Annotated in this window: 23 protein-coding genes; 14 read left to right on the forward strand and 9 right to left on the reverse strand. The window is 66.9% G+C overall.

Annotation, left to right across the window (positions count from 1 at the left end):
- Window positions 1-2: 2 nt before the first annotated feature.
- Together D9V34_RS10995 and ileS are read right to left on the reverse strand one after the other, a co-directional pair.
- The gene (locus D9V34_RS10995; RefSeq protein WP_245992012.1) at window positions 3-1,307 is read right to left on the reverse strand and encodes a bifunctional folylpolyglutamate synthase/dihydrofolate synthase; all 1,305 of its coding nucleotides are present in this window, start codon (window positions 1,305-1,307) and stop codon (window positions 3-5) included.
- Between the two features lie 285 nt (window positions 1,308-1,592).
- On the reverse strand, window positions 1,593-4,955 hold the full coding sequence (ileS, locus tag D9V34_RS11000; protein ID WP_121688842.1) for an isoleucine--tRNA ligase: 3,363 nt from the start codon (window positions 4,953-4,955) through the stop codon (window positions 1,593-1,595).
- Between the two features lie 322 nt (window positions 4,956-5,277).
- Here ileS and D9V34_RS11005 point away from each other — a divergent pair, with 322 nt between their 5' ends.
- From D9V34_RS11005 to D9V34_RS11025, 5 genes are all read left to right on the forward strand, one after another.
- Window positions 5,278-6,006 carry a M50 family metallopeptidase gene (locus D9V34_RS11005; RefSeq protein ID WP_121688843.1) on the forward strand — a complete coding sequence of 243 codons (729 nt, stop codon included), beginning with the start codon at window positions 5,278-5,280 and terminating at the stop codon, window positions 6,004-6,006.
- 204 nt (window positions 6,007-6,210) lie between these two features.
- Window positions 6,211-6,936 (forward strand): sporulation delaying protein family toxin, encoded by a 726-nt coding sequence (locus D9V34_RS11010; RefSeq protein ID WP_147441685.1) that lies wholly within the window; start codon window positions 6,211-6,213, stop codon window positions 6,934-6,936.
- 6 nt (window positions 6,937-6,942) lie between these two features.
- Window positions 6,943-7,518: an SdpA family antimicrobial peptide system protein gene (locus tag D9V34_RS11015; RefSeq protein ID WP_121688845.1), complete on the forward strand. Its 576-nt coding sequence runs from the start codon at window positions 6,943-6,945 to the stop codon at window positions 7,516-7,518.
- 101 nt (window positions 7,519-7,619) lie between these two features.
- Window positions 7,620-8,459: a sporulation-delaying protein SdpB family protein gene (locus D9V34_RS11020; protein WP_183091953.1), complete on the forward strand. Its 840-nt coding sequence runs from the start codon at window positions 7,620-7,622 to the stop codon at window positions 8,457-8,459.
- A complete protein-coding gene (locus tag D9V34_RS11025) occupies window positions 8,456-8,935 on the forward strand; it encodes a hypothetical protein (RefSeq protein ID WP_121688847.1) in 480 nt (159 codons plus the stop codon). Before D9V34_RS11020 ends, D9V34_RS11025 begins: the two co-directional genes overlap by 4 nt.
- On the opposite strand, the gene D9V34_RS11030 is transcribed toward D9V34_RS11025, so the two are convergent.
- Both D9V34_RS11030 and D9V34_RS11035 read right to left on the reverse strand, forming a co-directional pair.
- Window positions 8,932-9,564 (reverse strand): hypothetical protein, encoded by a 633-nt coding sequence (locus tag D9V34_RS11030; protein ID WP_121688848.1) that lies wholly within the window; start codon window positions 9,562-9,564, stop codon window positions 8,932-8,934. The two genes, D9V34_RS11025 and D9V34_RS11030, sit on opposite strands and share 4 nt — an antisense overlap.
- Window positions 9,561-10,178, reverse strand: a complete 618-nt coding sequence (locus D9V34_RS11035) for a TetR/AcrR family transcriptional regulator (protein WP_183091954.1) — start codon at window positions 10,176-10,178, stop codon at window positions 9,561-9,563. The genes D9V34_RS11030 and D9V34_RS11035 overlap by 4 nt, the downstream gene beginning before the upstream one ends.
- 132 nt (window positions 10,179-10,310) lie before the next feature.
- On the opposite strand from D9V34_RS11035, the gene D9V34_RS11040 reads away from it, so the two are divergent.
- The 4 genes from D9V34_RS11040 to D9V34_RS11055 are packed head-to-tail and all read left to right on the forward strand — an operon-like array spanning window position 10,311 to window position 15,514.
- Window positions 10,311-11,930 carry an ABC transporter substrate-binding protein gene (locus D9V34_RS11040; RefSeq protein WP_121688849.1) on the forward strand — a complete coding sequence of 540 codons (1,620 nt, stop codon included), beginning with the start codon at window positions 10,311-10,313 and terminating at the stop codon, window positions 11,928-11,930.
- Window positions 11,920-12,951 carry an ABC transporter permease gene (locus tag D9V34_RS11045; protein WP_342773002.1) on the forward strand — a complete coding sequence of 344 codons (1,032 nt, stop codon included), beginning with the start codon at window positions 11,920-11,922 and terminating at the stop codon, window positions 12,949-12,951. Before D9V34_RS11040 ends, D9V34_RS11045 begins: the two co-directional genes overlap by 11 nt.
- On the forward strand, window positions 12,948-13,859 hold the full coding sequence (locus D9V34_RS11050) for an ABC transporter permease (protein ID WP_121688850.1): 912 nt from the start codon (window positions 12,948-12,950) through the stop codon (window positions 13,857-13,859). The genes D9V34_RS11045 and D9V34_RS11050 overlap by 4 nt, the downstream gene beginning before the upstream one ends.
- Window positions 13,856-15,514, forward strand: coding sequence for an ATP-binding cassette domain-containing protein (locus D9V34_RS11055; protein WP_121688851.1), 1,659 nt, complete (start codon window positions 13,856-13,858; stop codon window positions 15,512-15,514). The genes D9V34_RS11050 and D9V34_RS11055 overlap by 4 nt, the downstream gene beginning before the upstream one ends.
- A 33-nt stretch (window positions 15,515-15,547) precedes the next feature.
- Here the strand turns inward: D9V34_RS11055 and D9V34_RS11060 are convergent, their stop codons facing one another.
- Window positions 15,548-15,991, reverse strand: coding sequence for a DUF3995 domain-containing protein (locus D9V34_RS11060; RefSeq protein WP_121688852.1), 444 nt, complete (start codon window positions 15,989-15,991; stop codon window positions 15,548-15,550).
- A gap of 60 nt (window positions 15,992-16,051) precedes the next feature.
- Entirely contained in the window at window positions 16,052-16,561 is a 510-nt protein-coding gene (locus tag D9V34_RS11065; RefSeq protein WP_183091955.1) for a DinB family protein, read from the reverse strand.
- Between the two features lie 73 nt (window positions 16,562-16,634).
- On the opposite strand from D9V34_RS11065, the gene D9V34_RS11070 reads away from it, so the two are divergent.
- From D9V34_RS11070 to D9V34_RS11085, 4 genes are all read left to right on the forward strand, one after another.
- Window positions 16,635-17,429, forward strand: coding sequence for an alpha/beta fold hydrolase (locus tag D9V34_RS11070; RefSeq protein ID WP_121688854.1), 795 nt, complete (start codon window positions 16,635-16,637; stop codon window positions 17,427-17,429).
- Window positions 17,422-17,979 carry a TetR/AcrR family transcriptional regulator gene (locus tag D9V34_RS11075; RefSeq protein WP_183091956.1) on the forward strand — a complete coding sequence of 186 codons (558 nt, stop codon included), beginning with the start codon at window positions 17,422-17,424 and terminating at the stop codon, window positions 17,977-17,979. Before D9V34_RS11070 ends, D9V34_RS11075 begins: the two co-directional genes overlap by 8 nt.
- Window positions 17,980-18,090: 111 nt before the next feature.
- Entirely contained in the window at window positions 18,091-18,600 is a 510-nt protein-coding gene (locus tag D9V34_RS11080; RefSeq protein WP_121688856.1) for a hypothetical protein, read from the forward strand.
- Window positions 18,601-18,984: 384 nt separating this feature from the next.
- The gene (locus D9V34_RS11085) at window positions 18,985-19,281 is read left to right on the forward strand and encodes a zinc-ribbon domain-containing protein (RefSeq protein WP_121688857.1); all 297 of its coding nucleotides are present in this window, start codon (window positions 18,985-18,987) and stop codon (window positions 19,279-19,281) included.
- A gap of 20 nt (window positions 19,282-19,301) precedes the next feature.
- On the opposite strand, the gene D9V34_RS11090 is transcribed toward D9V34_RS11085, so the two are convergent.
- Genes D9V34_RS11090 through D9V34_RS11100 form a run of 3 tightly spaced genes read right to left on the reverse strand, consistent with a single transcriptional unit; the run spans window position 19,302 to window position 22,228 of the window.
- Entirely contained in the window at window positions 19,302-19,946 is a 645-nt protein-coding gene (locus D9V34_RS11090; RefSeq protein ID WP_121688858.1) for an ATP-binding cassette domain-containing protein, read from the reverse strand.
- A complete protein-coding gene (locus D9V34_RS11095; protein ID WP_147441686.1) occupies window positions 19,943-21,466 on the reverse strand; it encodes a hypothetical protein in 1,524 nt (507 codons plus the stop codon). The genes D9V34_RS11090 and D9V34_RS11095 overlap by 4 nt, the downstream gene beginning before the upstream one ends.
- Before the next feature lie 9 nt (window positions 21,467-21,475).
- On the reverse strand, window positions 21,476-22,228 hold the full coding sequence (locus D9V34_RS11100) for a hypothetical protein (RefSeq protein WP_147441687.1): 753 nt from the start codon (window positions 22,226-22,228) through the stop codon (window positions 21,476-21,478).
- 322 nt (window positions 22,229-22,550) lie between these two features.
- Between D9V34_RS11100 and valS the strand changes: the two genes are divergently transcribed.
- Window positions 22,551-25,133, forward strand: a complete 2,583-nt coding sequence (valS, locus tag D9V34_RS11105; protein ID WP_121688861.1) for a valine--tRNA ligase — start codon at window positions 22,551-22,553, stop codon at window positions 25,131-25,133.

Raw genomic sequence — 25,133 nt, forward strand, 5'->3', positions numbered from 1 at the left:
GACTACGCCTTCCACTCGCGGTCGGCGGCGATCTCGATCGCCTCACCGCCCAGCACGATCGATCCGGTCACCACAACCATGCGACGCGGTGCCTCATCGGCCCACTCGCGGGCTGCCAGCAGCGCGTCCACCAGCTCCTCATACGGGGCAACCAGGGTGTCGGGCAGCTCGCTCAGGGCGATCTGCGCGAGCGCATCCACGTCGGTGGAACGCTCCGAGCTGGAGCGGGTCACCAGGGCGGTGGTCACGATCGGGGCCAGCTCGCGGAAGATTCCGGCGGCGTCCTTATCGCTGAGGATGCCGGCGACCAGGGCCACCTCATCCACGTCGAAGTAGCGCTCGATTGCCGCGCGCAGCGAACGCGCACCGTGCGGGTTGTGGGCCGCATCCACCAGGATGGTCGGGTCGGTGCCGATCAGCTGCAGGCGTCCCGGGCTGGTGGCCAGGGCCAGGCCCTCGGTCAGCGGCTCCTCGCCCAGCGGACGCTCGCCGTCGCCGAGGAACGCCTCGACCGCGGTGATTGCCACGGCCGCGTTCTGTGCCTGGTGATCCCCGTAGAAGGGCAGGTACAGCTCCGCGTAGGTGGCCGCGCGACCGCGCACGGTGATCTGCTGGCCACCCACGGCCACGATGTCCTCGGTGAGTTCAAAGTCGCGATCCTGCAGGACCACGGTCGCCCCCACCTCGGCCGCACGGGCGTTGATCTGCTCCAGCGCCTCGGGCTTCTGCGCGGCCGACACCACGATCGCACCGGGCTTGATGATGCCCGCCTTGGTCGCGGCGATCTCGGCGATGTTGCGGCCGAGCTTGCCCACGTGATCCAGGTCGACCGGGGTCAGCACGGCGATCTGAGCGTTGGCAACGTTAGTGGAATCCCACGTGCCGCCCATGCCCACCTCAACCACGGCCACATCGACCGGGGCGTCGGCGAAGCAGGCGAATCCGAGGATGGTCAGCGCTTCAAAGAAGGTGATCTTCGGCTTGCCGGCGGCCACCAGCTCGGCGTCCACGATCTCCAGGAACGGCTCGATGTCGTCCCAGTTATCGGCCACCGCCGCGTGGGCGATCGGCTTACCGTCGATGCAGATGCGCTCGGTGAAGTGCACCAGGTGCGGGCTGGTGAACAGCCCGGTGCGCAGCCCGTGGGCGCGCAGCAGCGACTCGATCATCCGCGAGGTGCTGGTCTTGCCGTTGGTGCCGGTGATCTGAATTACCGGGACCTGGTGCTGCGGGTCACCCAGCAGCTCCAGCACGCGGGCGGTGGCATCCAGGCGCGGCTCGGGGGCCACCTCGCCGGTGCGCTGCATCAGCTTGGCAAACACGACCGCCGCACGGTCGGTGTCGAATTCGCTGTTGAGGATTTCCTCATCCACGTCGGTTTCGGCGTCCTCCCCCACATCCGACGGATCGGAGACGGGAAGACCCAGCGGCCCCGAAAGCGCGGCGAGTTCCGCCGCGTCCTCGGCCGCCGCGTCGGCGGGAAGTTCGGGTTCGTTGGAGGAGTGAGTCATGAGAGCCGATCCCTTCGATATGCGATCCGGGCCGCGGGGACGAACCCGGATCGCACTACTGAGTGTGAAATAAGGTGGGAATTAGTTGTCGGTGGAGGCATCGAGGCGGGAAACCGCCACGATGAAGCGACCGGCGTTGGCGAACTTGCCCGCGGCGATCGACTGCGCAAACTCGGGACGCTCATCGAGCACCTCAGCCAGCCAATCGGTGCCCTCGGCCGCCGCGTGCGCGGACCCCTCGGGCAGACCGATCAGGCCAAACTCGGTGGCGAGGGTCTCCCCGGCGATGTCCACCAGCTCAGTGGCCACGGTCACGGCCTCGGCGTCGGCGGCGTCGGCGAAGACCAGGTCCAGGCGGATCCGGTCGGACACCTCAAAACCGGCGGCCTTGCGGGTGTCCTGCACGGCGCGGATCACGTCGCGGGCCAGGCCCTCGGCCTCCAGCTCCGGGGTGGTCACGGTGTTCAGCAGCACAAATCCGCCACCGGCCAGCAGGGCCAGCGCGTTGTCGGCCGAACCGCCATCGCCCACCTCGAGGGTCAGCTCGTACTCGTGCGGCTCGAGGGCGATGCCACCAGCGGTGACCACGTCACCCTCCTGGCTCCAGTCGCCGGCGCGGGCCGCCTTGATCACGGTCTGCACCTCCTTACCCAGGCGCGGACCCGCTGCACGGGCGTTCACGGCGAGCTTCGAGGTGATGCCGTAGCGTGCGGCGCTGTCCTCGGCGAGCTCCACGAACTCGACGGACTTGACGTTGAGCTCATCGCGCAGGGTCGACTCGAAGGCCGCGAGGCCCGCGGTATCGGTGGCCACAACGGTGAGGGTCGCCAGCGGCAGACGCACGCGCAGCCCGGCCTTCTTGCGCAGGGCCAGCGAGGTCGAGGCGATCTGACGGACCTGGTCCATTGCGGCAACCAGCGCGTCATCGGCGGGCAGCTCATCGGCGCTCGGGTAGTCGGTCAGGTGCACCGAACGGCCACCGGTCAGACCCTTCCAGATCTGCTCGGTCACCAGCGGCAGGAACGGCGCGGCCACCCGGGTGAGGGTTTCCAGCACGGTGTAGAGGGTGTCAAACGCCTCGCTGCCGTTGCCGTCCGCGTCCACGCCCGCCCAGAAGCGGTCGCGCGAGCGACGCACGTACCAGTTGGTGAGCACGTCGGCGAAGTCGCGCAGTGCGGCCGCAGCCAGCGGGGTGTCGAAGTGCTCCAGGTGGTCGGTGACCTCGATGACCAGCTGACGGGTCTTGGCCAGGATGTAGCGGTCCAGCACATCGGTCGAGTCGGTGCGTCGCTTGGCGTCGTAGCCGCCCTCGGTGGCGAGGTTGGCGTACATCGAGAAGAAGTACCAGGAGTTCCACATCGGCAACAGGACCGAGCGCACACCCTCGCGGATGCCCTCCTCGGTGACCACCAGGTTGCCGCCGCGGATGACCGAGCTGGAGAGCAGGAACCAGCGCATCGCATCGGATCCGTCGCGGTCAAAGACCTCGTTCACATCCGGGTAGTTGCGCAGCGACTTGCTCATCTTCTGGCCGTCGTTACCCAGCACGATGCCGTGGCTGATGACGTTCTTGAACGCCGGACGGTCGAACAGAGCGGTGGACAGGGTGTGCAGCATGTAGAACCAGCCGCGGGTCTGCCCGATGTACTCAACGATGAAGTCGGCCGGGTTGTGGCTCTCGAACCACTCCTGGTTTTCGAACGGGTAGTGCACCTGGGCGAAGGGCATCGAGCCCGAGTCGAACCAGACGTCCAGCACGTCGGTGATCCGGCGCATGGTGGACTGACCGGTGGGGTCGTCCGGGTTCGGACGGGTCAGCTCGTCGATGTAGGGACGGTGCAGGTCGGTCGGGCGCACACCGAAGTCGGCCTCAAGCTCATCCAGCGATCCGTAGACATCGATGCGCGGGTACTCGGGGTTGTCGCTCTTCCACACCGGGATCGGCGAACCCCAGTAGCGGTTGCGGCTGATCGACCAGTCACGGGCACCGGCCACCCACTTACCAAACTGGCCATCCTTGACGTTCTCCGGAACCCAGTTGATCTCCTGGTTGAGCTCGCCCATGCGGCCCTTGAACTCGGGAACCTTCACGAACCAGCTCGACACGGCCTTGTAGATCAGCGGGTTACGGCAGCGCCAGCAGTGCGGGTAGGAGTGCACGTAGCTGGCCTGACGCAGCAGGCGGCCCTTCTCCTTGAGCAGATTGGTCAGCGGCTTATTGGCCTCGAACCACAGCTCGCCGGCCACGTCGGTCACCTCGGGGAGGAAGCGTCCACCCTCGTCCACCGAGAGCACCACGGGGATGCCGGCGGCCTGACAGATGCGCTGGTCGTCCTCACCATAGGCCGGGGCCTGGTGGACGATACCGGTACCGTCGGTGGTGCTGACATAGTCGTCGGAGAGGATCTGCCAGGCGTTGGACATATCCAGGTCATCGGTGGTCTGGTAGTAGTCAAACACCGGGGTGTAGCGGGTGCCCACCAGCTCTTCGCCAACCAGGGTGCGGGTGATCGCGGCGGTGGCCGCGGCGGCGTCCTCGTACCCCAGGTCCTTGGCGTAGCTGCCCACCAGGTCGGTGGCCAGCAGGTACTGCGAGGCGGCGTCGCCCCCGTCGTGGGCACCGTTCGGACCCGCGGGCAGCACGGCGTAGCTGATGGCCGGGCCCACAACCAGGGCAACGTTGGTGGGCAGGGTCCACGGGGTCGTGGTCCAAGCCAGGGCCTTCACGCCGGTGAGGTCCAGGGCGTCGGCGCGTTCGCCGGCGAAGGGGAAGGTCACGGTGACGGTCTGGTCCTGACGGTCCTTATAGACGTCGTCATCCATCCGCAGCTCGTGGTTGGACAGCGGGGTCTGGTCGCGCCAGCAGTAGGGCAGCACCCGGTAGCCCTCGTAGGCGAGGTCCTTGGAGTGCAGCTGCTTGAACGCCCAGATGACGCTCTCCATGAAGTCGATGTCGAGGGTCTTATAGTCGTTTTCGAAGTCAACCCAGCGCGCCTGGCGGGTCACATAACGCTCCCACTCGCGGGTGTACTTCAGCACACCCTCACGCGCGGCGTTGTTGAATGCGGCCAGACCCATCTCCTCGATCTGGCTCTTATCGGTGATGCCCAGCTCACGCTCGGCCTCAAGCTCGGCGGGCAGACCGTGGGTGTCCCAGCCGAAGCGGCGGTGGACCTGCTTGCCGCGCATGGTCTGGAAGCGCGGGAACAGGTCCTTGGCGTAACCGGTCAGCAGGTGACCGTAGTGCGGGAGGCCGTTGGCGAAGGGAGGGCCGTCGTAGAAGGTCCACTCGGGGGCACCCTCGCGGTTGTCAATCGAGGCCTGGAACGTCCCATCGGTACGCCAAAACTCGAGGATCTGCTCCTCGATCTCGGGGAAACGCGGCGAGGCCTGGATACCGAACGCGGCACCGGGCTGGGAGTCCTGGGACTTCGGATACGACATGTGCAACTCCTGGCAGTGAGATTTTCTCCTGCGAGGACGACATGAGCCGCGGTACCACCTCGCTTATTCGCTGATCCCCGGGCAGGGGGCGAATCGCTTCATTGGGCTGTGACGGGCCTGACCCGTTCGGTTCTACCCGCGGCCGCAGCCGCGCTCTTCCGAAAACTCCCCGGTGATGGCCGGATCGATGTTGGTATCCACCAGTGTACCGGCAATTGCGGGGTGCGGCGAGCGCGCCGGGGCGCGTAGCGCGAACGTTCAGTGAAGCTCGGGAGAATAGAGTGTTCCCCGCGCGAAAGGCACCCCCATTCCTCTGCACTTGATGAACCTCACCCCCGCCTCCTGGAGCGACATCCTCGATGCGTTCCTGGGGCGAACCGCCCCGGTGACCCTGGAGCCACTGATCCTCGGATCGATCATCCTGGCCGCGATTCTGCTGAGCGTGCCGCGGGTGACCTGGCGCTGGTTTGGGATGTTCACCACCCTGGTCCACGAGCTGGGCCACGCGTTCTCGGCCGGGCTGCTGGGTCGCCGGGTGCGCGCGATCCGGGTGGGGGCCAATCACGGCGGCTCGACGATCAGCTCGGGTGGATCCTTCACCGCGGTCATCTCGGGCTTCCTGGGCTACCCGGCCCCGGCGATCGTGGGCGCCGCCCTGATCCTCACCGCGACCGCCGGTTATACCCGGGCGGCGATCTTCGGCGGTGCGATCCTGGTGATGCTCTCGCTGATCTTCCTACGTGGGTGGGGCGCGATCCTGATCGCCCTGGCCACCCTCGCCGGCGGTGCGGCGCTGTGGTTCTATGCCGATTCGGTGATGCAGACCTATGCGCTGATCACCGTGGGCCTGGCCCTGCTGGTGGGATCGCTTCGAGGCCTGGGCAACGTGTTTGCCGCGCACGGCCGAAAGCACCGCAACCTGGAATCCTCCGACGCCTATATCCTCGCCCGACAGACCCACATTCCGTCGGTCTTCTGGCTGCTGGGTTTTAGCGTGGCGATTGCCGCCTGTGTGTGGGCGAGCGTGGTGGCGCTGGTCGGGACGGTTTAGGACGCCCCTGGCGGCGCGGAGGTCTTCCGGACTCACTGCGGTTTCCCAGCCTCCTGCGTATGGCACGGAGGAGAATCAAACCGTCGCACTCGTGGTTCGGGATCCCCCGTCCACGGCAGCCCTGGTTGCCGACGAACCTCGACCGTGCGCATCTCCCCCTTCACCGCAACTGACGAATCGCTCGTCTTTGATGAAAGGGATCACATGTCCATTCCCACCGCACTCTCCACCGTCTTCACCACCAAGAAGAGCATCGGGGCGATAGCCCTGACCGCGACGCTGGCGATTTTGCCGGCCGCGCTCCCCGCCCAGGGGTCGACCGCACACGCGACGACCAGCCAGTCGACCGGCCAGGCCCAGGCCACAACCGAACCGGCCTCGACCGCGCAGACCGCTCCGCGCGCAACCACCTTCGACGACCGCGACGTGGTCGATCTGCTGGCGTTTGGTCGCGGACCTATTGCCGAGCAACATCCCGAACTCGTCCGCCAGTTGGGCCACGCAGCAGCCTCGGAAGCCCCGGCCGAACTCACCGATACCCTGCTCGCCGACCTGCGGGAGGTTGATCCGGACTTCACCGCGCGGGTTACCCGCAGCGCACAGGCGAAGGATCCGTACCGCGCCGAGGCGGCACTCCAGGCATTCAGCGACGATGTCACGCGGGTAGCGGCGAAGTACTCCGCCGACAACGCCGCCCCGGGCGTCGCATCGGACGCGGCCGTTTCCTCCCCGCGCCCGGCCTCCCCCTATAACGGTAAGGTCATCGGATTCACCAACGTGTTTGTGAGCACCCAGGTGGTGATTGCGGCCGCGGTTGCCGCGAGCGTCGCCGCCGTCGTAGGTGCCCTGGCAGTGATCGTCTACCAGAGCTCCGGCGGCGACTCCGATTTGATCCGGGAGGGTTTTGCGGCCTCGCTCTCCGAGCTCTAGACCACAATGACCTCGCATCACCGTAAGCTCTCTCCACCCCAGCCACGACAACCAACCCGGCTCTTTTTCCTCACGCTGGGCCTCATCGCCGTATTCTTCGGGGTCACCGTTGGTGCGTCGTGGACAAATAATGTCCTCACCAGATCACCGAAAACGTCGGTTTCCGCGGATATTCAGGCCCTGTTCCCGCAGGGTTGGGCGTTTTTCACCAAGAGTCCACGCGAACCCGCCGCGGTCCCCTACCTCCAGACCGCGGCGGGCGACTGGGTTCGGGCCGACTCCCTGCCGCAGGCCGGCGCCAACAACCTCTTTGGACTCAGCCGCAACCAGCGAGCACAGGGCACCGAGTTGGCGATCATCGCGCACCTGCTCCCCGGATTCGAGAAGTGCGCCGACTATGTGTCCAACTGCCTGGAAACCGCCGCACCCCCACGCACGGTCCTCGCCAGCCCCACGCGAGCGCAGCGGTTCTGCGGTGACCTGACAATAGTCATGCAGGAACCCGTCAAGTTCGGGTACCGAGATCGTGTGCCCTCGCAAACCCGCGCGGTCTCCCTTGCAAGGGTGGCAATCACGTGCTGACGACACACGCACCGCGAGCCCTGTCCCCGACGCGCGACCTTGGTGGCCCGCTGCGCGGGCTCGCGGCAAACATCTCTCGCTACCCTCAGCCGGGGATCCGGGTGCAACTCGGGCGCAGCATCATCGCGCTCGGCCAGCTCGTGACCCTTGCCCTTACCTCGTGGCAGAACCTGACCACCGAGGTGCTGAGTATCGAACCGGCTACGTACTGCGCGGGTGTGAGGCGAACCTCGCTGTTCTGTCTGGGTTCGGAAACCCCACAGGAGTTCGGCCGCTGGATCGGGATCGTCATCGCGACGCTGGTCATCGCCGGGGTGTTCCCCCGCATCCTGGCCGTCGCGCACCTCTGGCTCGCCCTCTCCATGAATATCTCGCTTTCACTACCCGACGGCGGCGAAAGCGTGGCCGTCTTCGCCACCGCCTTTCTGGTGCTGATCGAGCTCACCGAGCGCCGCAGGTGGGGATGGCACCACGCGCAGGCGGGGCCCGTTAGTCTCCCCCGGAGTGGGCTGCGGGCGATCAGTTATGCGGGATCTCTCGCGCTGTGCATCCAATTAGCAGGCATCTACTTCGAGAGCGGACTGGCCAAACTCGCCGTACCCGAATGGGTCGACGGGAGCGCGATGTTTTACATCACCCGTGACCCGATGTTTGGAACCGTCGGGTGGGTCGGTGACATCCTCCAGGCCGCCACCATGTTGCCCGTCGGGACTGCCCTACTCACGTGGGGCACGATCGCGATGGAGTGCACAATTGCCGTATTTCTCCTCCTGCCGTCCCGCTATAAACGTTATGCACTCCTCGGGGTGATTCTGTTGCACGTGGGCATCGGCGTGGCCATGGGACTGTGGTCGTTCGCCGCGACGATGATTGGCACGGCACTCATCGCGGCCTACTCACTCGCCGACCCCACTCACGTCGATACCGAAGGCAGGAAATGAGCGTCAAGATTCGATTTACCTGGGCCGCCCTCTTTACCCTGCTGCCGCTCATCTGGCTGCTGGTGGCCGCGCAGGATCAGCCCGTCGTCGAGCGAGCAATCGCGACCCACTGGACCCTCGCCGGGGTTCCCGACGGCTATGACAACCAGAACGGGCTTCTCTGGGCGGCCCTGATTCCCCTGATCGCCTGCACGCTGATCGCCGGGGCGCTGGTGATCGCACTGGATCAGAGCGTGGGCCGATGGTCGGCCGCAAGCGGATTTGGGACGCTTGCGCTGGTGAGCGCGGGAGCCGTACTGATGCGCGGCGCGATGCTCGCCACGGCACTGCAACCCGAACTCGGCGATCGCCTGGGATCGCCGTTTCTTACCCTGCTATGGGCCATCCCGTGGGGAGCCATCGCCTTTTGGATAGCATCCGCCCGACGGCCGATCATGCCCGAGCCTCAGGAGGTGCTCCCCGAGTCCGCGGACTAGTGGCCGCCCTCGCCATCCTCATCGTGGTCGTGATCGGGATCCTCGGGCTCGCCGCAGGCGTGGCCCATCATGCGGAAACCGTGCAGGACCGGGCTGGTCTCGGTCTGGCCGAACGCGTTGGTACGGGTGATCGTATAGTCCACCTCGGCGCCGAAGGGGTGCGAGGTGAAGGACTGCCCGGGCTCGCCGATGAAGGTGCAGGATCCAGCGTCGGAGGCACCACCCGCCGCCTGAGCAGAATCCCATCCAAGCTGCGCGGTCACCCAGGCGGCGTCCTGGCCGAGTGCCGTCTGCACCCGCAGTCGGCGGTCCTCGGGAATCGGAATCTTGGTGCACTGCTGACCGTCGGCCGCACCCTTGCACACCTCACCATTGGTTGCGGTGCACTCGGTCTGCCCCGCCTGGATTTCGCATCCGGCAAGCACGTAGGAGGCGTCGGCGTGGGCATTATTCTGCTGGACAATCCGCAGGGTCGCCGTGCTCCCCACCCCCTGACTGAGCGCAAACAGGGTGCCACCACCGGCGAGAACCAGGACCGCGAGCACGCTCAGGGTGATGATCAGCCCGCGGCGGCGACGCTTCGGCGGCTCGATGGGTTCAAATACGGGTGCGGGCCAGGCCTCGGTCATCGGGTCCCCTTCGCGAGATCGGTGAATCCGGTCAGCGCCGGGTGCAGGGCATCGGCCACGTAGGTTTCCAGGCGTTCGCGGCGCACGCCCGCGGCAATCCAGGCGGCCACCCCGGCGGCAATCGCGCCCACCGCAACCGACCCGATGGTGCGAGCGATGAACTCGGGTTCCTCGGGGGCCACAAACGCCTGGATCGCCTCGGCGAGCGCCAGCAGGCGTGCCGGGGCCGAGGCTTCGAGATCCGTCCGGGTCCCCATCAGCTCGGCCTGGCTAAATGCCCAGGGGACGCGGGCGGCCGGATGCTCGGCGGCCACCGCAAGAATGAGTGCTGAGAGCTGCTCCAGCCGGGTCCCCTCCTCTCCGGAGGTGGGCGACCCGAGCGCGGTAACCAGTGCGGTGATGGACTGATCCAGGTCGATCCACAGCAGGTCCGCCTTGGCCCCAAAGTAGTTAAAGAACGTGTTTCGACTCACCCCGGCGCGCTGGGTGATCTGCTCGATCGAGGTGGCCGGATACCCCTGTTCCAGGAACAGCTCGGCCGCGGCATCCTCAAGCATCTGACGGGAGGACCGGCGCGGGCGGCCCACACGGGCGGCGGGAGGAACTTCGGTCACCGGGGGTGTCCTTTCATCAGATTTTCCCCCAGCCTAGCGGGCGTCCGTCACACGTTTTACATCCACGCCGCACTCGCGCTAGGCTGGGTTCTTGCACCCGATCCAAAAACCCGGATCGGCAGGAAGGTTCCCGTGAATACCCATCGTCGCCTGCGTCGGTTCGCCGCGCCCGCGCTGCTTCTTGGTTCGGCCCTCGCGCTCTCGGCCTGCTCGGCCGTGGCCCCGACCGATCCCGTCTCCACCGACAAGACCCTGGTCTATGCCAGCGGAGACGCCGAACCCACCTGCCTGGACCCGCACGTGGGTGGCAACTACCCGCAGTCGCTCCTCGCGGCCCAGTTCCTCGAGCAGCTGGTGGCCGAAAACAAGGATGGCGAATTCACGCCGTGGCTGGCGAAGTCCTGGACCACCTCCCCGGACGGCCTCACCTGGACCTTCACCCTGGCCGATAACGTGAAGTTCAGCGACGGGACCCCGCTGGATGCCGCCGCCGTGGTGCGCAACATCGAGCACGTCCAGGATCCCGAGACCAAGTCCTCGACCGGCTATCTGGCCCTCGCCAAGGTCAGCAAGGCCACCGCAACCGATGCCCACACGGTAACCCTGAACCTCAGCCAGCCCGACAGTGCACTGCTGGAATCCCTCAGCCAGCCCTGGCTCGCAATCGAGTCCCCCGCCGGGCTCGCCCGCAGCCAGGATGAAAACTGCCAGGCCCCGATCGGAACCGGCGCGTTTGTGGTCGACTCCTGGAAGCGTCAGGACAGCGTGACCCTCAGCCGCAACCCGCACTACACCACCGGAAAGGGCGAGCCCGCGCTGGCAAAGATCACCTGGCGCTTCATCCCCGACTCGGCAACCCGTATCGCCGCGCTGCGCTCGGGCGACGTACAGATGATCGACAACGCCCAGCCCGACACCATCGCCGCCAGCGCCGCCTCCGATGAGATCAAGCACCTCGACGCCCCGCGTCCGGGGTCGGTCAACCGGATCGAATTCAACTCCTCCCGCGGTCCGCTTGCCGACGAGCGGGTACGCGAGGCACTGGTGCGCGGCGTGGACGTTAACGCCGGTATCAAGACCCTGTTCTTCGGAACCGCCACGCGCTCCTACTCGCCGCTGTCCAGCGTGGAAAAGCTCGGATTCTCCGAGCCGAAGCTGTTTGACACCGACGTGGCCGCCGCGAAGAAGCTCCTGGATGAGGCGGGCTGGGTGCCCGGCGCCGACGGCATCCGCGAGAAGGATGGGCAAAAGCTCAGCCTCAAGTTCCCGGTCAGCACCAACCAGTCCATCCCCGCCGAACAGTCCCTGTTTGAGCAGATTCAGGAGCAGGCGAAGGGGCTGGGGATCGCGATCACCATCACCCCGCTGGACCTCTCCTCCTGGTACGAGGCACTGGGCAAAAACGACTACGACCTGGTCAGCGCTCCGTACACCAAGGTGGGTCCGGATGTGCTGCGCATCCTCTACGACTCCTCCGGTATCACCCCGGCCCCCAGTGGCTACTTTGCCAACCACGCGCAGGTCAACCTGCCCGCACTGGATGACCTGCTGACCCGCGCCGCCGAGACCGGCGATCAGACCGAGCGGGCCAGCCTGTACGAGCAGGCCCAGAAGACCATCCTCGAGGGCTACTACATCCTGCCGCTCTACGACCAGCAGAACCACTTCCTCTACTCCGGCAAGCTGACCGGCGTGGGCGAGGTCAACTCGGTGGGCAACCCGCTGCTGCGCGGGGTTTCGTTTGCCGGCTAGCTCCACTCGGCCCGGCGCCGCCTCGCCCGCCCGCACCGCTTCGGTGTGGGCGGGCGCTCGTGGTTCCCGCGGGATCATCGCCGCGGTCGCGTTGCGCATCGGCGGCGCGATCCTGGTGCTCTGGGCCGCGGCCACTGCAACGTTTTTTGCGGTCCGGCTGATTCCCGGTGATCCCGCCCAGGCGTTCCTCGGCGGTCCCGGATCCCAGGCCTCCGCCGAGGCTCTGGCCCGAGTGCGCGCCGAGAACGGCTTTGATCTGCCGCTCTGGCAGCAGTATCTCGACTACCTGGGCCGCCTCCTCCGAGGCGAGCTGGGCACCTCGTACTCGCTCCATGCGCCGGTGTCCGAGGTGGTCGGGGAACAACTCGCCGGCACCTTGGAACTCGCGCTCTGGTCGCTGGTGATCGCCTGGATCATCGCGCTGGGACTCGCGCTCTGGTCGGTGGCCGGAGGTCCGGTGGCCGCGCGCATCGCCGCCGGAATCGAGATGACCGCCGCGGTCCTCCCCCACTTTTGGCTGGGCAGCGTCCTGATCCTACTGTTTGCAACCGGTCTGGGCTGGCTGCCCGCGATCGCCACCCCGGATGCGCGCGGGATCATCCTGCCGGCGCTGACCCTGGCGATCCCCCTGGCCGGTTTCCTCGCCCAGCTGCTGCGCGAGGCCCTACAGGAGGCCGCCGCACAGCCCTTTGTGCTCACCGCGCAGGCCCGGGGAGAATCCGCGGTCTCGGTGTTTGCCCGGCACACGCTGCGGCACGCGGCCGGGCCGGCCATCGGGCTGACCGGCTGGGCGTTCGGATCGCTGATGAGTGGTGCCGTGGTGGTCGAGACGATCTTCGCCCGGCCGGGCCTCGGGCGCACCCTGGTGTCGGCCGTGCAGGTGCGCGATGTCCCGCTGGTGATCGGGCTGACCCTGGTGGCCGCGGCCGCGTATCTGGTGGTCAGTGTACTCTCCGATCTGGCCGAGCGCGCGCTGAACCCGGCGCTGCGCATTCGCTCCGAAGCGGAGGCGGGCGCATGAGCGAAATCACGCGGCCGGCGAGCCCCGACCGCGACGCGCGGTCCCCACGGTCCCCTGACGAGACCCACCCTCGGCGCGCGCCCGAGTCACGCGGTTTCCGCCTGCGCGCCCGCGACATCCCCCAGCTCATCGCCGCCCTGATCCTGCTGTTCCTGGTGATCGCCGCGATCTTCCCCGCGCTGTTTGCCCCCGGCGATCCGCTGGCCATCGATCCCGCCGCGGGATTCCAGCCACCCGGCGGTGCCCATCCGTTCGGGACCGACGGTTCGGGCCGCGACCTCTATACCCGGGTGATTCACGGCGCCGGCCCCTCCCTGCTGATCGGCCTCGGCGCAACCGCGCTGGGCATCGGCCTGGCCACGGTTCTCGGGTTCCTGGCCGGTCTCGGCCCGCGCTGGCTGGACTTTGGCACCTCCCGACTGATCGAGGTGCTGCTGGCGTTCCCCGGCCTGGTGCTCGCGCTGCTGGTCATGGTGATCTCCGGACCCGGCGCATTTGGTGCCACCGTGGCCGTGGGGCTCGCCACCGCTCCCGGCTACGCCCGTATCATCCGTGGACGGGTGCGCGAGATTGCCGGATCCGGCTATGTCGAGGCTGCCCGGGTGCAGGGACGCGGGCGGGTGCGCATCCTGACCCGGCACATCCTCCCCGGCACCGCACGCTCGCTCGCCTCCCTGGCGACCCTGGGGCTTGGTCAGGCGATCGTCTGGGTATGCGCGCTGAGCTTCCTGGGCCTCGGCGTCGCACCGCCCGCCGCCGAGTGGGGTGCGCTGCTGAATGAGGGACGTCAGTTCATCGCGACCTTCTGGTGGCTCACGTTCTTCCCCGGCCTCTTCATCGTCCTCACTGCCGTCTCGGCGACGGTCCTGGGCCGCGGGCTCGCCCGCACCGATCGGAGCGCATCATGAGCACCCTTCTCCCCACCCCGCTGCTGGAGATGCGCGGGCTGCGCATCCGGTTTGGTACCACCGAGGTGGTTGCGGGGATCGACCTGAGCGTCGTGCCGGGTGAGTGCGTGGCGCTCGTCGGCGAATCCGGTTCGGGTAAGAGCGTGAGCGCCCGCTCGATCCTCGGTCTGGCCGGAACCGGCGCCCGGGTGGATGCCGAGTTTCTGCGCGTGGGCGACACCGACGTGCTCGGCCTCTCCGAGCGTGCCCTGCGAAAGCTTCGCGGCGGACGGGTGGGGCTCATTCCCCAGGATGCGCTGGGTGCCCTGGATCCGCTGCGTCCGATCGGCCACGAGATTGATCGCACCCTCCAGCTCCACACCCGACTCGGGGCCTCCGCCCGGCATGCGCGGGCGCTCGAACTGCTGCGCGCGGTGGGGATGCCCGAGCCGGAGGCGCGCATCCGGCAGCGTCCCGGCCAGCTCTCCGGCGGGCTGCGTCAACGCGCACTGATCGCCAGCGTCCTGGCCGGGGAACCCGAGCTGCTGATCGCCGACGAGCCCACCACCGCCCTGGATGCGCGGGTGCGCCGCGGGATCCTCGACCTGCTCGGATCGCTACGCGATGCGGGTACCGGCCTGCTGCTGGTCAGCCACGATCTGGACGCGGTGCGCGGGATCGCCGACACGGTGGCGGTGATGTCGGAGGGGCGAATCATCGAGCGCGGTCCGGCCGCCCGGATCCTGGAACAGCCCGCCGAGGAATACACCCGGATCCTACTTGCGGCCTCTCCCGCGGGCGTGCCCCGGGGTGTGCCGCTGCTGGCAGCACCGGCTCCTGGATCAGCCCAGGCCCCGAACGACCTCACCCGACAGGCCGTCACCGCCACCGCCACCGCCACCGCCACCGCCACGCCGATCCTCGAGGCCCACGGCCTGTCCAAGACCTTCGGTACCCGAGGATTCCGGGTTCCCGCCGTAAGGGATGCCACGCTCACCTTGCTGCCGGGTGCCACGCTCGGCCTGATCGGCGAATCCGGCTCGGGCAAGAGCACCCTCGCGCGCCTGATCCTGGGACTGGAGACCCCGGATGCGGGCTCCGTCACCCTGGCGGGCGAGCCCTGGGTGCCCGCCCCCGAATCGACCCGGCGGGCGCGACGTCACCAGATCGGCGCGATCTTCCAGGATCCACTGGCCACCTTCGACCCCCGGCTCAGCGTCGATCAGATCCTCGCCGACGCACACTCGAACGGGCAGACCCTGCGTGCAGCCTCGTGGCAGCGCGCCATCACCGACTCGCTGGATGCGGTCGGCCTGCCCCGGACACTGGCCCGGCGCGGACCGCGGGAACTCTCCGGCGGTCAGCGACAACGGCTCTCGATCGCCCGCGCCCTGGCTCAAAACCCCGACATCCTGGTATGTGATGAACCGGTTTCGGCACTGGATCTCACCGTGCAGGCACGTGTACTCGATCTGCTGGATTCGCTTCAGCGCGAGCGCGGGCTCTCACTGCTCTTCATCTCCCACGACCTCGACGTGGTGCGCCATGTCTCCGACACGGTTGCGGTCATGAAGGACGGGGTGATCCGCGAGTCGGGTCCCGCCGAGCGGGTGTTCGGTGATCCACGGGATGAGTACACCCGGGCACTCCTGGCAGATACGGCGGCGCACCGCTAGCCGCGACGGCCGGCACGCCGCGGGCAGCATGCACTAGCGACGACGCGCGCCGATCAGGAGCGCAAGCCCCAACACCAGACACAGCGGACGATAAATCCTCGCATCCAGGCGACGAAACGTCTCGGCGGGCTCGGGGAGCCCGAGGAGCCTGCAGGCAAGGACTCCACCCGCGCCACCCCGGGCGAGGAGGCCGGCGGCGGCGAGGATGCGACCGGGTCGCACAATTCCGCGATCCCCCAGGGTGCCCGACACCACGGCCCCCGCGGCGAGCGCGCCCACCGCCACGATTCCCGAGGGAATCACACCGGGCATCTCCTCGGATCCCACCACGGCCCGGGCAAGCTCGGGCCGGGTTTTTGCGGGCCAGGAAGACCCTGTCGCCCACACCACGTGAACGGCACCAATCAGGCCGAGGCCCAGGCCGCCGGTGATCCGACCGATCCGGGTCATCGGGCGAGGGGATGCGGGAGTGTTCATACCGGTCACGCTAGCAGCCCGACACCGATCACACTCCGACCCGTCATATTCGGTACGCCCCTAGTCGCTCACGGTCCCATCCAGCGCCTCGCGGATGATGTCGGCGTGACCGTTGTGCTGCGCGGTCTCCTCGATCAGGTGCGCGATGATCCCGCGCAGGTTCCAGTAGGCACCAAACTGATCGGGCAACGCGGCGTGCGCATCGAAGTCCCCCTCGGAGAGTATGGTGCGGGAGCGTTCGATCGCCGCCAGATAGTCCGCGCGCAGCGTCTCCGCGGACAGTCCCGCGGCGGAGGTGAGTTCCCAGTCGGGGTCATCGGACCAGGGGGCACTCGCCCAGGGTTCGGGCATGTCCTCACCCTGGAATCGACGCACCATCCAGACGTCCTCCACGAAGGTGAGGTGACGCAGCAGGCCACCGAGGGTCAGCGTGGAGACGGTCGTGCGTTCGGCTAGCTGAGTGTCGTCAAGTCCCGCGGTTTTGTCGAGCAGGGTCGCGCGATGGTAGTCCAGCAGGCTCACCAGGATGGCGCGCTCGTCACCGGAGGGAAGCGGGTCGATTCGTTTCATCCACTCAGTTTGGCAGACCGGATTGACATCAAAAACTAATAGCGTTAGTTTTAAGTCATCGAAAGGATTTGAGATGACAAACAGCATCCAGTACCTCACCCGCCCCGAGGGGCGCATCGCCTTCGAGCGCACCGGAGAGGGCCCGCTCATTGTCTGCATTCCCGGGATGGGCGATCTGCGCACCTCCTACCGACACACCACCCCGGCCCTCGTGGCCGCCGGCTTCTCGGTGATCACGATGGACCTGCGTGGTCACGGCGACAGCGACAAGACCTTTACCAACTACGGCGATGCCGCAACCTCCACCGACATCATTGCCCTGCTCGACTTCCTGAACGAGGATGCGATTGTTGTGGGCAACTCGATGGCCGCCGGTGCCGCCGTGATGGCCGCCCGCGCGTCCACCCACGTTCGCGGCAACGTCCTGGTGGGACCCTTTGTCCGCAACCCCAGGGGCAACCTCGGCTGGATCCTCAACATCCTGCTGCAGCCACTCTGGGGCCGCGCGGTCTGGATGGGCTACCTCCCCAACCTCTATGCCGGCACCAAGCCCGCCGACCAGACCGAGTATCTGGCCAGCGTCCGCCAGGCGCTGCGCCCGGGCGATGCCTTCCACGCCTTCCGCCTCACCACCCGCGCAGACCACGCCCCGGCCGAGGCCGCCCTCACCACCAAGACCCCGACCCTCGTGGTCATGGGCGAGAAGGATCCCGATTTCACGGACGCTCGCGCCGAGGCACAGTGGATCGCTACTCAGACCGGTGGCCGCACACTCATGGTCCCCGAGGCAGGGCACTATCCGCAGTCCCAGCGTCCGGAGATCGTCGCTCCGGCGATCATCGAGTTTGCCCGGGCACAGCGTGGCTAGGGCGGGACTCACCCCCGACCGGGTGCGCGAGGCGGCCATCAAGCTGGTACGCGCCGAGGGGTTTGACGCGCTCTCCCTCGGCGCCCTTGCCCGCGAACTCGGCGTGCGGGTACCGAGTCTCTACAATCACGTCGATAATCTCGACACCCTGCGCGCCGCGGTGTCCGCCTCGGCGATCCTCTCGCTGGATGAGGCGCTGAGGGATGCACCCTCGCTGGAAACCATCGCCCATGCCTACCTCGCCTTCGCCCGCACCGAGCCCGGCCTCTACCGCGCCTCGCTGCGGGCCCCCAATCCCGAAAACACCCACCATGAGGCGGCGGCGCTACGGGTTCTCGAACGGATCGAGGAGGCGCTGGCGGAGTTCTCACTGGGACCAGACGAACGAATCGACGCGATTCGGGGTCTACGGGCACTGCTGCACGGTTTTGTGGAGCTCACCCTCGCCGGTGCGTTCGAGATGCCACGGAGCATCGAAACCTCCCTCGACTCGGTCCTGGCGACGTTTCGACGTGGACTGGAAGCCCCCACTCCCGGGTCTCGAACATAACCGGTAATCCGCTCTCCCGAGCGACTGTGCAAAATCGGTCCCCGAGCCCCGGAGGGATCACGCCCGGTGTTAGCGTGGTTGGGTTATCTGTTGGCCCGATCGAGGAGTGCCATGAGCTGGGATGCAACGCTGATTCGCCCCAATATGAACCGCTCAACCGAGCATGTGCTCGCGCTGGATCCGCTAGGTGACCCGGACGACCTCCAGGCACGCATTGCCGCCGTCTTTGCCGGAGCCGAATGGCTGAGCAGGACCGAGGGGCTCTGGGAGTCGGCAACCGGGCTCACCGAGATCTCCCTGACCTCGGCAGCGCCGGTGCTCGACACCCTGCGGGAGGGCGTGGCCGGTACGCTGCGGGCTCCCGACGGCCGTGATCTGCCCGCCACAACCCCCACGGACGGGCCCGTGGCCGTGCACTTTTGTGTCCGTGGCAACAACCTCGATATCGTGACCAGCATTCGCACCCTGGCCCGGAAGAATGGGTGGGTAGCCATCGACGATCAGACCGGGCAGGCACTCCCCGAGGGTGCCGATGTGCTGGACTCCTTCGCGGCCTGGGCCGAGGCCCGGGACCTGGCCTTCGCCCGCATCGAACGAGATTTTCACCGCGCCGAACACTAGCAGGTTGGTGTCCGCGCTCCGTGCCGTGACGCCTCACCGCGCAACCCGACGCAACACTCGGTCATCCATCATCATCGGGCGCAATGCGGAGTTGACCGGGTCGACCGGGCACGATTGGATAGCCCTACCGCCGATCATCCGCGCCCACCGTCCAGGTGCTGCCGCGACTCCGGGTGAGAGGCGAGCGTCCCGCCGCGTTACCCCGCCGCGGGTTCGTGTCCGATCGGTGTCTGGTTGGGGATCCCGACACCGATCGGACACGATGACACCACGGCGTGCGTCGCACCGCACATCGTTATCCGCCACCCTGGCTCAGGCGCCTCCGCCGCGTGACAGCATGTGTATCGGCTCGGATTCGGGCCGATACATCCAGGGGGCACCGTCATGATCATTTTTGGTTCACGCACCACCCAGCGCATCATTGCTGCGCTGTTTTTTGTCTGCACATTCTGCAACGCCGAGGCCGCCCAGCGTCTGGTCCGGGTTCGCTCGATGTTCACCCTCTTTTTCATCCCGGTGTTCCCGTTTGGGCACGGCCAATACATGATCTCCTGCGCCTACTGCGGCAACCAGACCGCACTCTCCCGTGCGTCCGCCGAGGAGTTCCAGCGCGACGCTGTCGAGCTTGAGGCGGCCCGAATGAACGCGGAGACTGCCGTCCCCGAGATCCCATCGGCCTAGCCTGGGCTCACCACGACGATCTAGGGCACCGGGGAACGCTCCACCACGCGCGTGTCCTCAATCACGAAGATCCGCTGGGCCAGGAGTTCCACATCTCGCGGATCATGGCTGGTAAATACAATCGTGACGCCGTCCGCCGCCAGACCTCTTAACCGTTCTCGAAGGTTCTGTGCCGAGATCTCATCAAGCGCGTTGAAGGGCTCGTCCAGGATAAGTACCCGGGGATCCTCCATAAATGCCTGGCAGAGTGCGAGCTTTTGTTTCATCCCCAACGAGTAGTGTCGAACGCGTCGTGAGTTCTCCGGGTCCAGACCAAATGAGCGCATGAGTGCCGCGAGTTCGGCGTTGCCGATGCGATGGCGGATCCGGGCCAGCGCCGTGAGATTGGCGATACCGCTGAGATGGGGCAGTGCGCCGGGACGATCAATGAGAACACCAAAACGATCCGGGAACACCCTGCGCCGGTCAAGGAACTGCGGGTCAATGACCACCTCCCCACTATCAGGCTTCAGCAGGCCGCAGAGCAGCCGAAGCAGGACCGATTTTCCCGAGCCGTTTGGCCCCACCAACGCATGGATGATGCCCGGTCTAATCTCCAGGTTTACTCGCTCGTACAGGGCCTGACCGCGAAAACGCTTGGCCAGCTCGGTGACGGTGATAATCATGAGGGTGCTCCTTCCAGAGCCGTGTGGAGCGGATACGGGATGTGCGTGCGTGCAAGAATCCCCAGGGCGAGTGCAAGACCTAACGCAGGGATGAGCGGACCGGCGAGATCGGGCCACAGGTGTGCGGAATGGCCCGGATCGATCCCCAGCGACATGAACGGGGCGATCGGTCCCAGCGAAACGATGGCCGGGTAACCGAGGACCACATATGTTCCCAGCGCCACCGGCCACGCGTATTCGATTGCCCGGACCCACCACAGCAGGAGTACCAGCAGAAGCAGCATGAGTGTGTGCGCACACAGGCCCAGGGCGACAATCGCGAGCACACCGAGGCCGCGGCTGCCCGCCTGAACAGGTTCGGCAGTGATCACACTCGGGGCTCGGATCAGGACAAGAATGAGGCCGACGCAGGCCGTGATCACGGCCAGGACGAGGAACCGCACCAGGGTGACACTCAGCCATCGGGTGTGGCTGCCTCGGCGAAGCACCTGCTGCAGGTGCCAGGCGGCCCCCGAGACCGACAGATAGTGCGCCACGAGTGTGGCCGCGACCAGGGGCAAAAGCAGTGTGCGAACATACCCGATCGGATCTCCAAACCTGCCGGGAAAGAGTGTTGCCACAATCTCATTCGGGGTGCCCGCCACGTCACCTGCACCCCACACGGTGATGATGCCTGCCGCAACCAGTACGCCCACGCTCAGCCACGGTCCGCTCTGGAGACGGCCTCCGTCACGATGCCACAGGACAAGCAACGAGGCGAGGGTGAGCAAGCCAAGGAGCGTCCATGCGCCCGGCCACGTTCCGGTATTCAGGGCATGACCGGGATCTACCAGGCTCGCCGGGTCAATGCTCCAGACGGGCGATACTGTCCCCATTGGGGCGGGCGGATCCGGCCAGGGCAGGGCACCAAATGCGGCCAGCGTGATCAGTGTTCCGGCGATCGGAACGATCACCCGTGCGGCCCTCGTGAGTCCGGCGGCGGCGAGCGCGAGAGCGATTGCCGTCAGCAGGGAGAGGGCGAGCATGACCCAAAGCAGGTGAAGCAACACCGCAGCGATTGGCAGATCAAGGTATTGGGCAAAACTGCTCGCGCCATCCTCCGCAGGCTCCGCCGAGGCGTGGCCGAGTACCTGACTGCTCCAGCCCACTCCCAGGCCGCGCGGTGCGGCGATCACCAGGGCGGCGGCACAGACCATCACCACGTGGACAAACGCCCTCCCCGTGAGTTCTCCCGTCACCTCCCCGACAGCGCGGGCTCGGGATCCGGAACGCATCAGGGTGTCCGGGTGGGCTACTCGGCTGAGCGCCCGCGCCACGGGAACTGCCCAAAGCAGAATCAGAAGCCCGCCAAATTGGGGATTCCCCACCACCACAAAATAGAGGTCCCATGCGTTTGTATCCGGGCTCGGAGGGCGTACCGTCGACGCCGCCAGGGCCAGCGCAACCATGAGCGCGATCATGACCGGTCCCGCGGGTAAGTGTAGCCCCTGGCCAAAGCCATGAAAAAGGGAGCGTCGCATGCCGGGAACCTATGCCAGTCTCGGCTGCGATCGGGAACGTGCCAGCACGATCACCAAGGCGAGAGCCACCAGAACCGCAAGGATCAGCCCCGGAGCGAGTGCGTCACCCAGCGTGAAGCGTTGCAGCCCACCCGGATAGACGGCACCAATGATAAAGGAGAGTTCCGGCCTGCTCCCAACCTGCGCGATCACGCTCTGAATCATGTACACAGCCAGCGGAAACAGCAGCGCCAGCACACGGCTCCGAATCAACAGGGCCGCAACAAAGCCCAGCGCGGCGAACACGGCCGCATGTAGGCCCAGCCACAGTGCAACACCGGCACCAAAGATCACTCCGCCACCGCGCAGCAGCACCACCAGCGGGCCGCCCAATTCGGCTGCCGTCTGCACGGCTTCGGCCGAGGGCCCAAACTCCTCGGGCACAATGGCGCGAGGAAACAGGGTGGGAACGATCGTGGCGGCGGTGATCCACCAGATCAGCCCGATTAGCGCAAACCCCACCCCCGAAACCGCGACCCCACGCCCCAGCAGTGTCACCAGATATCGACGAATATCGATTCGTGCCCGTACAAAGGGAATCCACCCCGCACGCAGCTCACGGGCGAGTCGACCGCCGCCCAGATATGCGGCCGCAAGCGGCAGCAACAGGCGAATGCCGCTGCCGGCGAAGGAGGCGTACACACCCTCGGGACCGCTTACGAGGCTGTGTGAGGAATCCCGCAAGCCGGTATACAGCCCGAGTATCAGCACGGCAAGAAGCACGGCGGAGGGAAACCCCCATGCCGGGACACTCCCCCGCCGGACTCTGCACATTCTGAACTTCCGATCTCATGCATGGCGACACCGAGTCGCCCGAATGGCCAGTCACACACTCGAGCTTGGGTAGCCGCTGGACGCTCAGAAGGGATTCGGCTTTTTTCGTCACATAGCGGCGATTCTCCCGGCGAACGAGCCGTGCGTGGCCGACGCGCGACTTCGACACGGCAGTTCGCCGCGCGGCCGGACGCCTCTCCGCTAAACTGGACGCTAGTCACCCATTAGGCACGTACACACCGTGCCGCCCATAACGAAACCGGAGCATGCGATGAGCACCCCCGTCCCCGACAAGCCCGCCCTCGAAGGCCTCGAAGCCAAGTGGGGCTCGGTCTGGGAAAACGCCGGAACCTACCGCTTCAACCGTGCCGCCGCCCTCGAGGCCGGTCACGACTGCGTGTACTCGATCGACACCCCGCCGCCCACCGCCTCCGGTTCGCTGCACATCGGTCACGTCTTCAGCTACACCCACACCGACGTGGTCGCCCGCTTCCAGCGGATGAACGGCAAGCAGGTCTTCTACCCGATGGGTTGGGATGACAACGGTCTGCCCACCGAGCGTCGCGTCCAGAACTACTATGGCGTGCGCTGCGACCCGACCCTGCCCTACGTGGCCGACTTCGTGCCGCCGCACGAGGGTGGCGACGGCAAGTCGAGCAAGGCCGCCGATCAGCTGCCCATCTCGCGTCGCAACTTCATCGAGCTGTGCGAGAAGCTGACCGTCGAGGACGAGAAGCAGTTCGAGTCCCTGTGGCGCGACCTCGGCCTCTCGGTCGACTGGGATCAGAGCTACCGCACCATCTCCCCCGAGGCGATCCGCACCAGCCAGCTGGCATTCCTGCGCAACCTCGAGCGTGGCGAGGCTTACCAGGCCCTCGCCCCGACGCTGTGGGACGTGACCTTCCGCACCGCCGTGGCCCAGGCCGAGCTGGAGGACAAGGACCAGCCCGGTGCCTACCACCGCCTGTCCTTCGCCAAGGCCGATGGCGGCACCATCGAGATCGAGACCACCCGTCCCGAGCTGCTCGCCGCCTGTGTTGCCCTGGTGGCGCACCCCGATGACGAGCGCTTTAAGGACCTCTTCGGCACCACCGTGACCACCCCGGTGTTCGGTGTTGAGGTGCCCGTGCTCGCGCACCACCTGGCCCAGCCCGACAAGGGCGCCGGTATCGCGATGATCTGTACCTTCGGTGACCTCACCGACGTCATCTGGTGGCGCGAGCTCGACCTCCCGAACCGCACGATCATCGGCAAGGACGGCCGCGTGATCGCCGAGGCTCCCGAGGCCATCACCTCCGAGGCCGGCAAGGCCGCCTTCGAGTCGCTCGTGGGCAAGACCGTGTTCAGCGCCAAGACCCGCGTGGTCGAGCTGCTGACCGAGGCCGGCGCGCTGATCGGCGAGCCCAAGAAGATCACCCACCCGGTGAAGTTCTTCGAAAAGGGTGACAAGCCGCTGGAGATCGTCTCGACCCGCCAGTGGTACATCCGCAACGGTGCCCGCGACGAGAAGCTGCGCGCCCGCCTGCTGGAGCTCGGCACCGAGCTGAACTGGCACCCCGACTTCATGCGCGTGCGCTACGAGAACTGGGTCAACGGACTCTCCGGTGACTGGCTGATCTCGCGTCAGCGCTTCTTCGGCGTGGCCCTGCCGCTGTGGTACCCGCTGGACGAAAACGGCGAGCCCAACTACGACGCCCCGATCGCCGCGACCGCCGAGTCGCTGCCGGTTGACCCCACCGCGGACCCCGCACCCGGCTACACCGAGGACCAGCGCGGCGTTGCCGGCGGCTTCATCGGTGAGGTTGACGTGATGGACACCTGGGCCACCTCCTCGCTGACCCCGCAGCTCGCGGGTGGCTGGGAGCGCGACCCCGAGCTGTGGAACCTCGTTGCCCCGTTCAGCCTGCGTCCGCAGGGTCAGGACATCATCCGCACCTGGCTGTTCTCGACCATGCTGCGCTCGACCCTTGAGGACGATCGCAAGCCGTGGAGCGACGCCGCGCTGTCCGGCTGGATCCTCGACCCCGACCGCAAGAAGATGTCGAAGTCGAAGGGTAACGTCGTCACCCCGGCGGACATCCTGGAAAAGCACGGTTCGGACGCCGTCCGCTACTGGGCCGCGACCAGCCGCCTGGGCACCGATGCCGGATTCGACCCGCAGAACCCGACGCAGATCAAGATCGGTCGCCGCCTGGCGATCAAGGTCCTGAACGCCACCAAGTTCATCCTCGGCTTCGAGGCCCCCGCGGGTGCCGCGGTCACCGAGCCGCTGGACCAGAGCCTGCTGACCACGCTGAACAAGGTGGTGGCCGACGCCACCGCCGCGTTTGCGAACTACGACCACGCCAAGGCACTGGAAATCGCCGAGTCCTTCTTCTGGGAGTTCTGCGACGACTACCTGGAGCTGGTCAAGGAGCGCGCCTACGGTGAGCCGGGCGACGCCCAGGCCAGCGCGGTTGCCGCGCTGCACCTCGCGCTCGACGTGCTGCTGCGTCTGTTCGCACCGTTCATTCCGTTCGCCACGGACGAGGCGTGGTCCTGGTTCCGCGAGGGCAGCATCCACTCGGCCACCTGGCCGAGCGCGGATGAGGTTCCCGCGACCGGTGACCCCGCACTCTTCTCGCTCGCGAGCGCCGCACTGATCGGTATTCGCCGCGCGAAGACCGACGCCAAGGCCTCGCAGAAGACCCCGGTGGACACCGCCACCATTGCCGGTTCGGCCGAGCAGATCGCCCTCCTGCAGGGTGCCCTGACCGACCTGCAGGGTGTGGGACGCATCGCCGAGCTGAAGACCGCGATCGGCGATGAGCTCGCCGTGACCGAGATCGTCTTCGCCGAGGTTCCCGAGGCCTAG

The organism is Mycetocola lacteus, assembly GCF_003667575.1.
Classification (GTDB): Bacteria; Actinomycetota; Actinomycetes; order Actinomycetales; family Microbacteriaceae; genus Mycetocola; species Mycetocola lacteus.

What these genes read in the sequence shown, in the direction of transcription:
- D9V34_RS10995 (WP_245992012.1), bottom strand. Translation starts at nt 1,307, where the DNA reads ATGCAGCGCACCGGCGAGGTGGCCCCCGAGCCGCGCCTGGATGCCACC.
- ileS (WP_121688842.1), bottom strand. Translation starts at nt 4,955, where the DNA reads ATGTCGTATCCGAAGTCCCAGGACTCCCAGCCCGGTGCCGCGTTCGGT.
- D9V34_RS11005 (WP_121688843.1), top strand. Translation starts at nt 5,278, where the DNA reads ATGAACCTCACCCCCGCCTCCTGGAGCGACATCCTCGATGCGTTCCTG.
- D9V34_RS11010 (WP_147441685.1), top strand. Translation starts at nt 6,211, where the DNA reads ATGTCCATTCCCACCGCACTCTCCACCGTCTTCACCACCAAGAAGAGC.
- D9V34_RS11015 (WP_121688845.1), top strand. Translation starts at nt 6,943, where the DNA reads ATGACCTCGCATCACCGTAAGCTCTCTCCACCCCAGCCACGACAACCA.
- D9V34_RS11025 (WP_121688847.1), top strand. Translation starts at nt 8,456, where the DNA reads ATGAGCGTCAAGATTCGATTTACCTGGGCCGCCCTCTTTACCCTGCTG.
- D9V34_RS11030 (WP_121688848.1), bottom strand. Translation starts at nt 9,564, where the DNA reads ATGACCGAGGCCTGGCCCGCACCCGTATTTGAACCCATCGAGCCGCCG.
- D9V34_RS11050 (WP_121688850.1), top strand. Translation starts at nt 12,948, where the DNA reads ATGAGCGAAATCACGCGGCCGGCGAGCCCCGACCGCGACGCGCGGTCC.
- D9V34_RS11055 (WP_121688851.1), top strand. Translation starts at nt 13,856, where the DNA reads ATGAGCACCCTTCTCCCCACCCCGCTGCTGGAGATGCGCGGGCTGCGC.
- D9V34_RS11060 (WP_121688852.1), bottom strand. Translation starts at nt 15,991, where the DNA reads ATGAACACTCCCGCATCCCCTCGCCCGATGACCCGGATCGGTCGGATC.
- D9V34_RS11065 (WP_183091955.1), bottom strand. Translation starts at nt 16,561, where the DNA reads ATGAAACGAATCGACCCGCTTCCCTCCGGTGACGAGCGCGCCATCCTG.
- D9V34_RS11070 (WP_121688854.1), top strand. Translation starts at nt 16,635, where the DNA reads ATGACAAACAGCATCCAGTACCTCACCCGCCCCGAGGGGCGCATCGCC.
- D9V34_RS11080 (WP_121688856.1), top strand. Translation starts at nt 18,091, where the DNA reads ATGAGCTGGGATGCAACGCTGATTCGCCCCAATATGAACCGCTCAACC.
- D9V34_RS11085 (WP_121688857.1), top strand. Translation starts at nt 18,985, where the DNA reads ATGATCATTTTTGGTTCACGCACCACCCAGCGCATCATTGCTGCGCTG.
- D9V34_RS11090 (WP_121688858.1), bottom strand. Translation starts at nt 19,946, where the DNA reads ATGATTATCACCGTCACCGAGCTGGCCAAGCGTTTTCGCGGTCAGGCC.
- D9V34_RS11095 (WP_147441686.1), bottom strand. Translation starts at nt 21,466, where the DNA reads ATGCGACGCTCCCTTTTTCATGGCTTTGGCCAGGGGCTACACTTACCC.
- valS (WP_121688861.1), top strand. Translation starts at nt 22,551, where the DNA reads ATGAGCACCCCCGTCCCCGACAAGCCCGCCCTCGAAGGCCTCGAAGCC.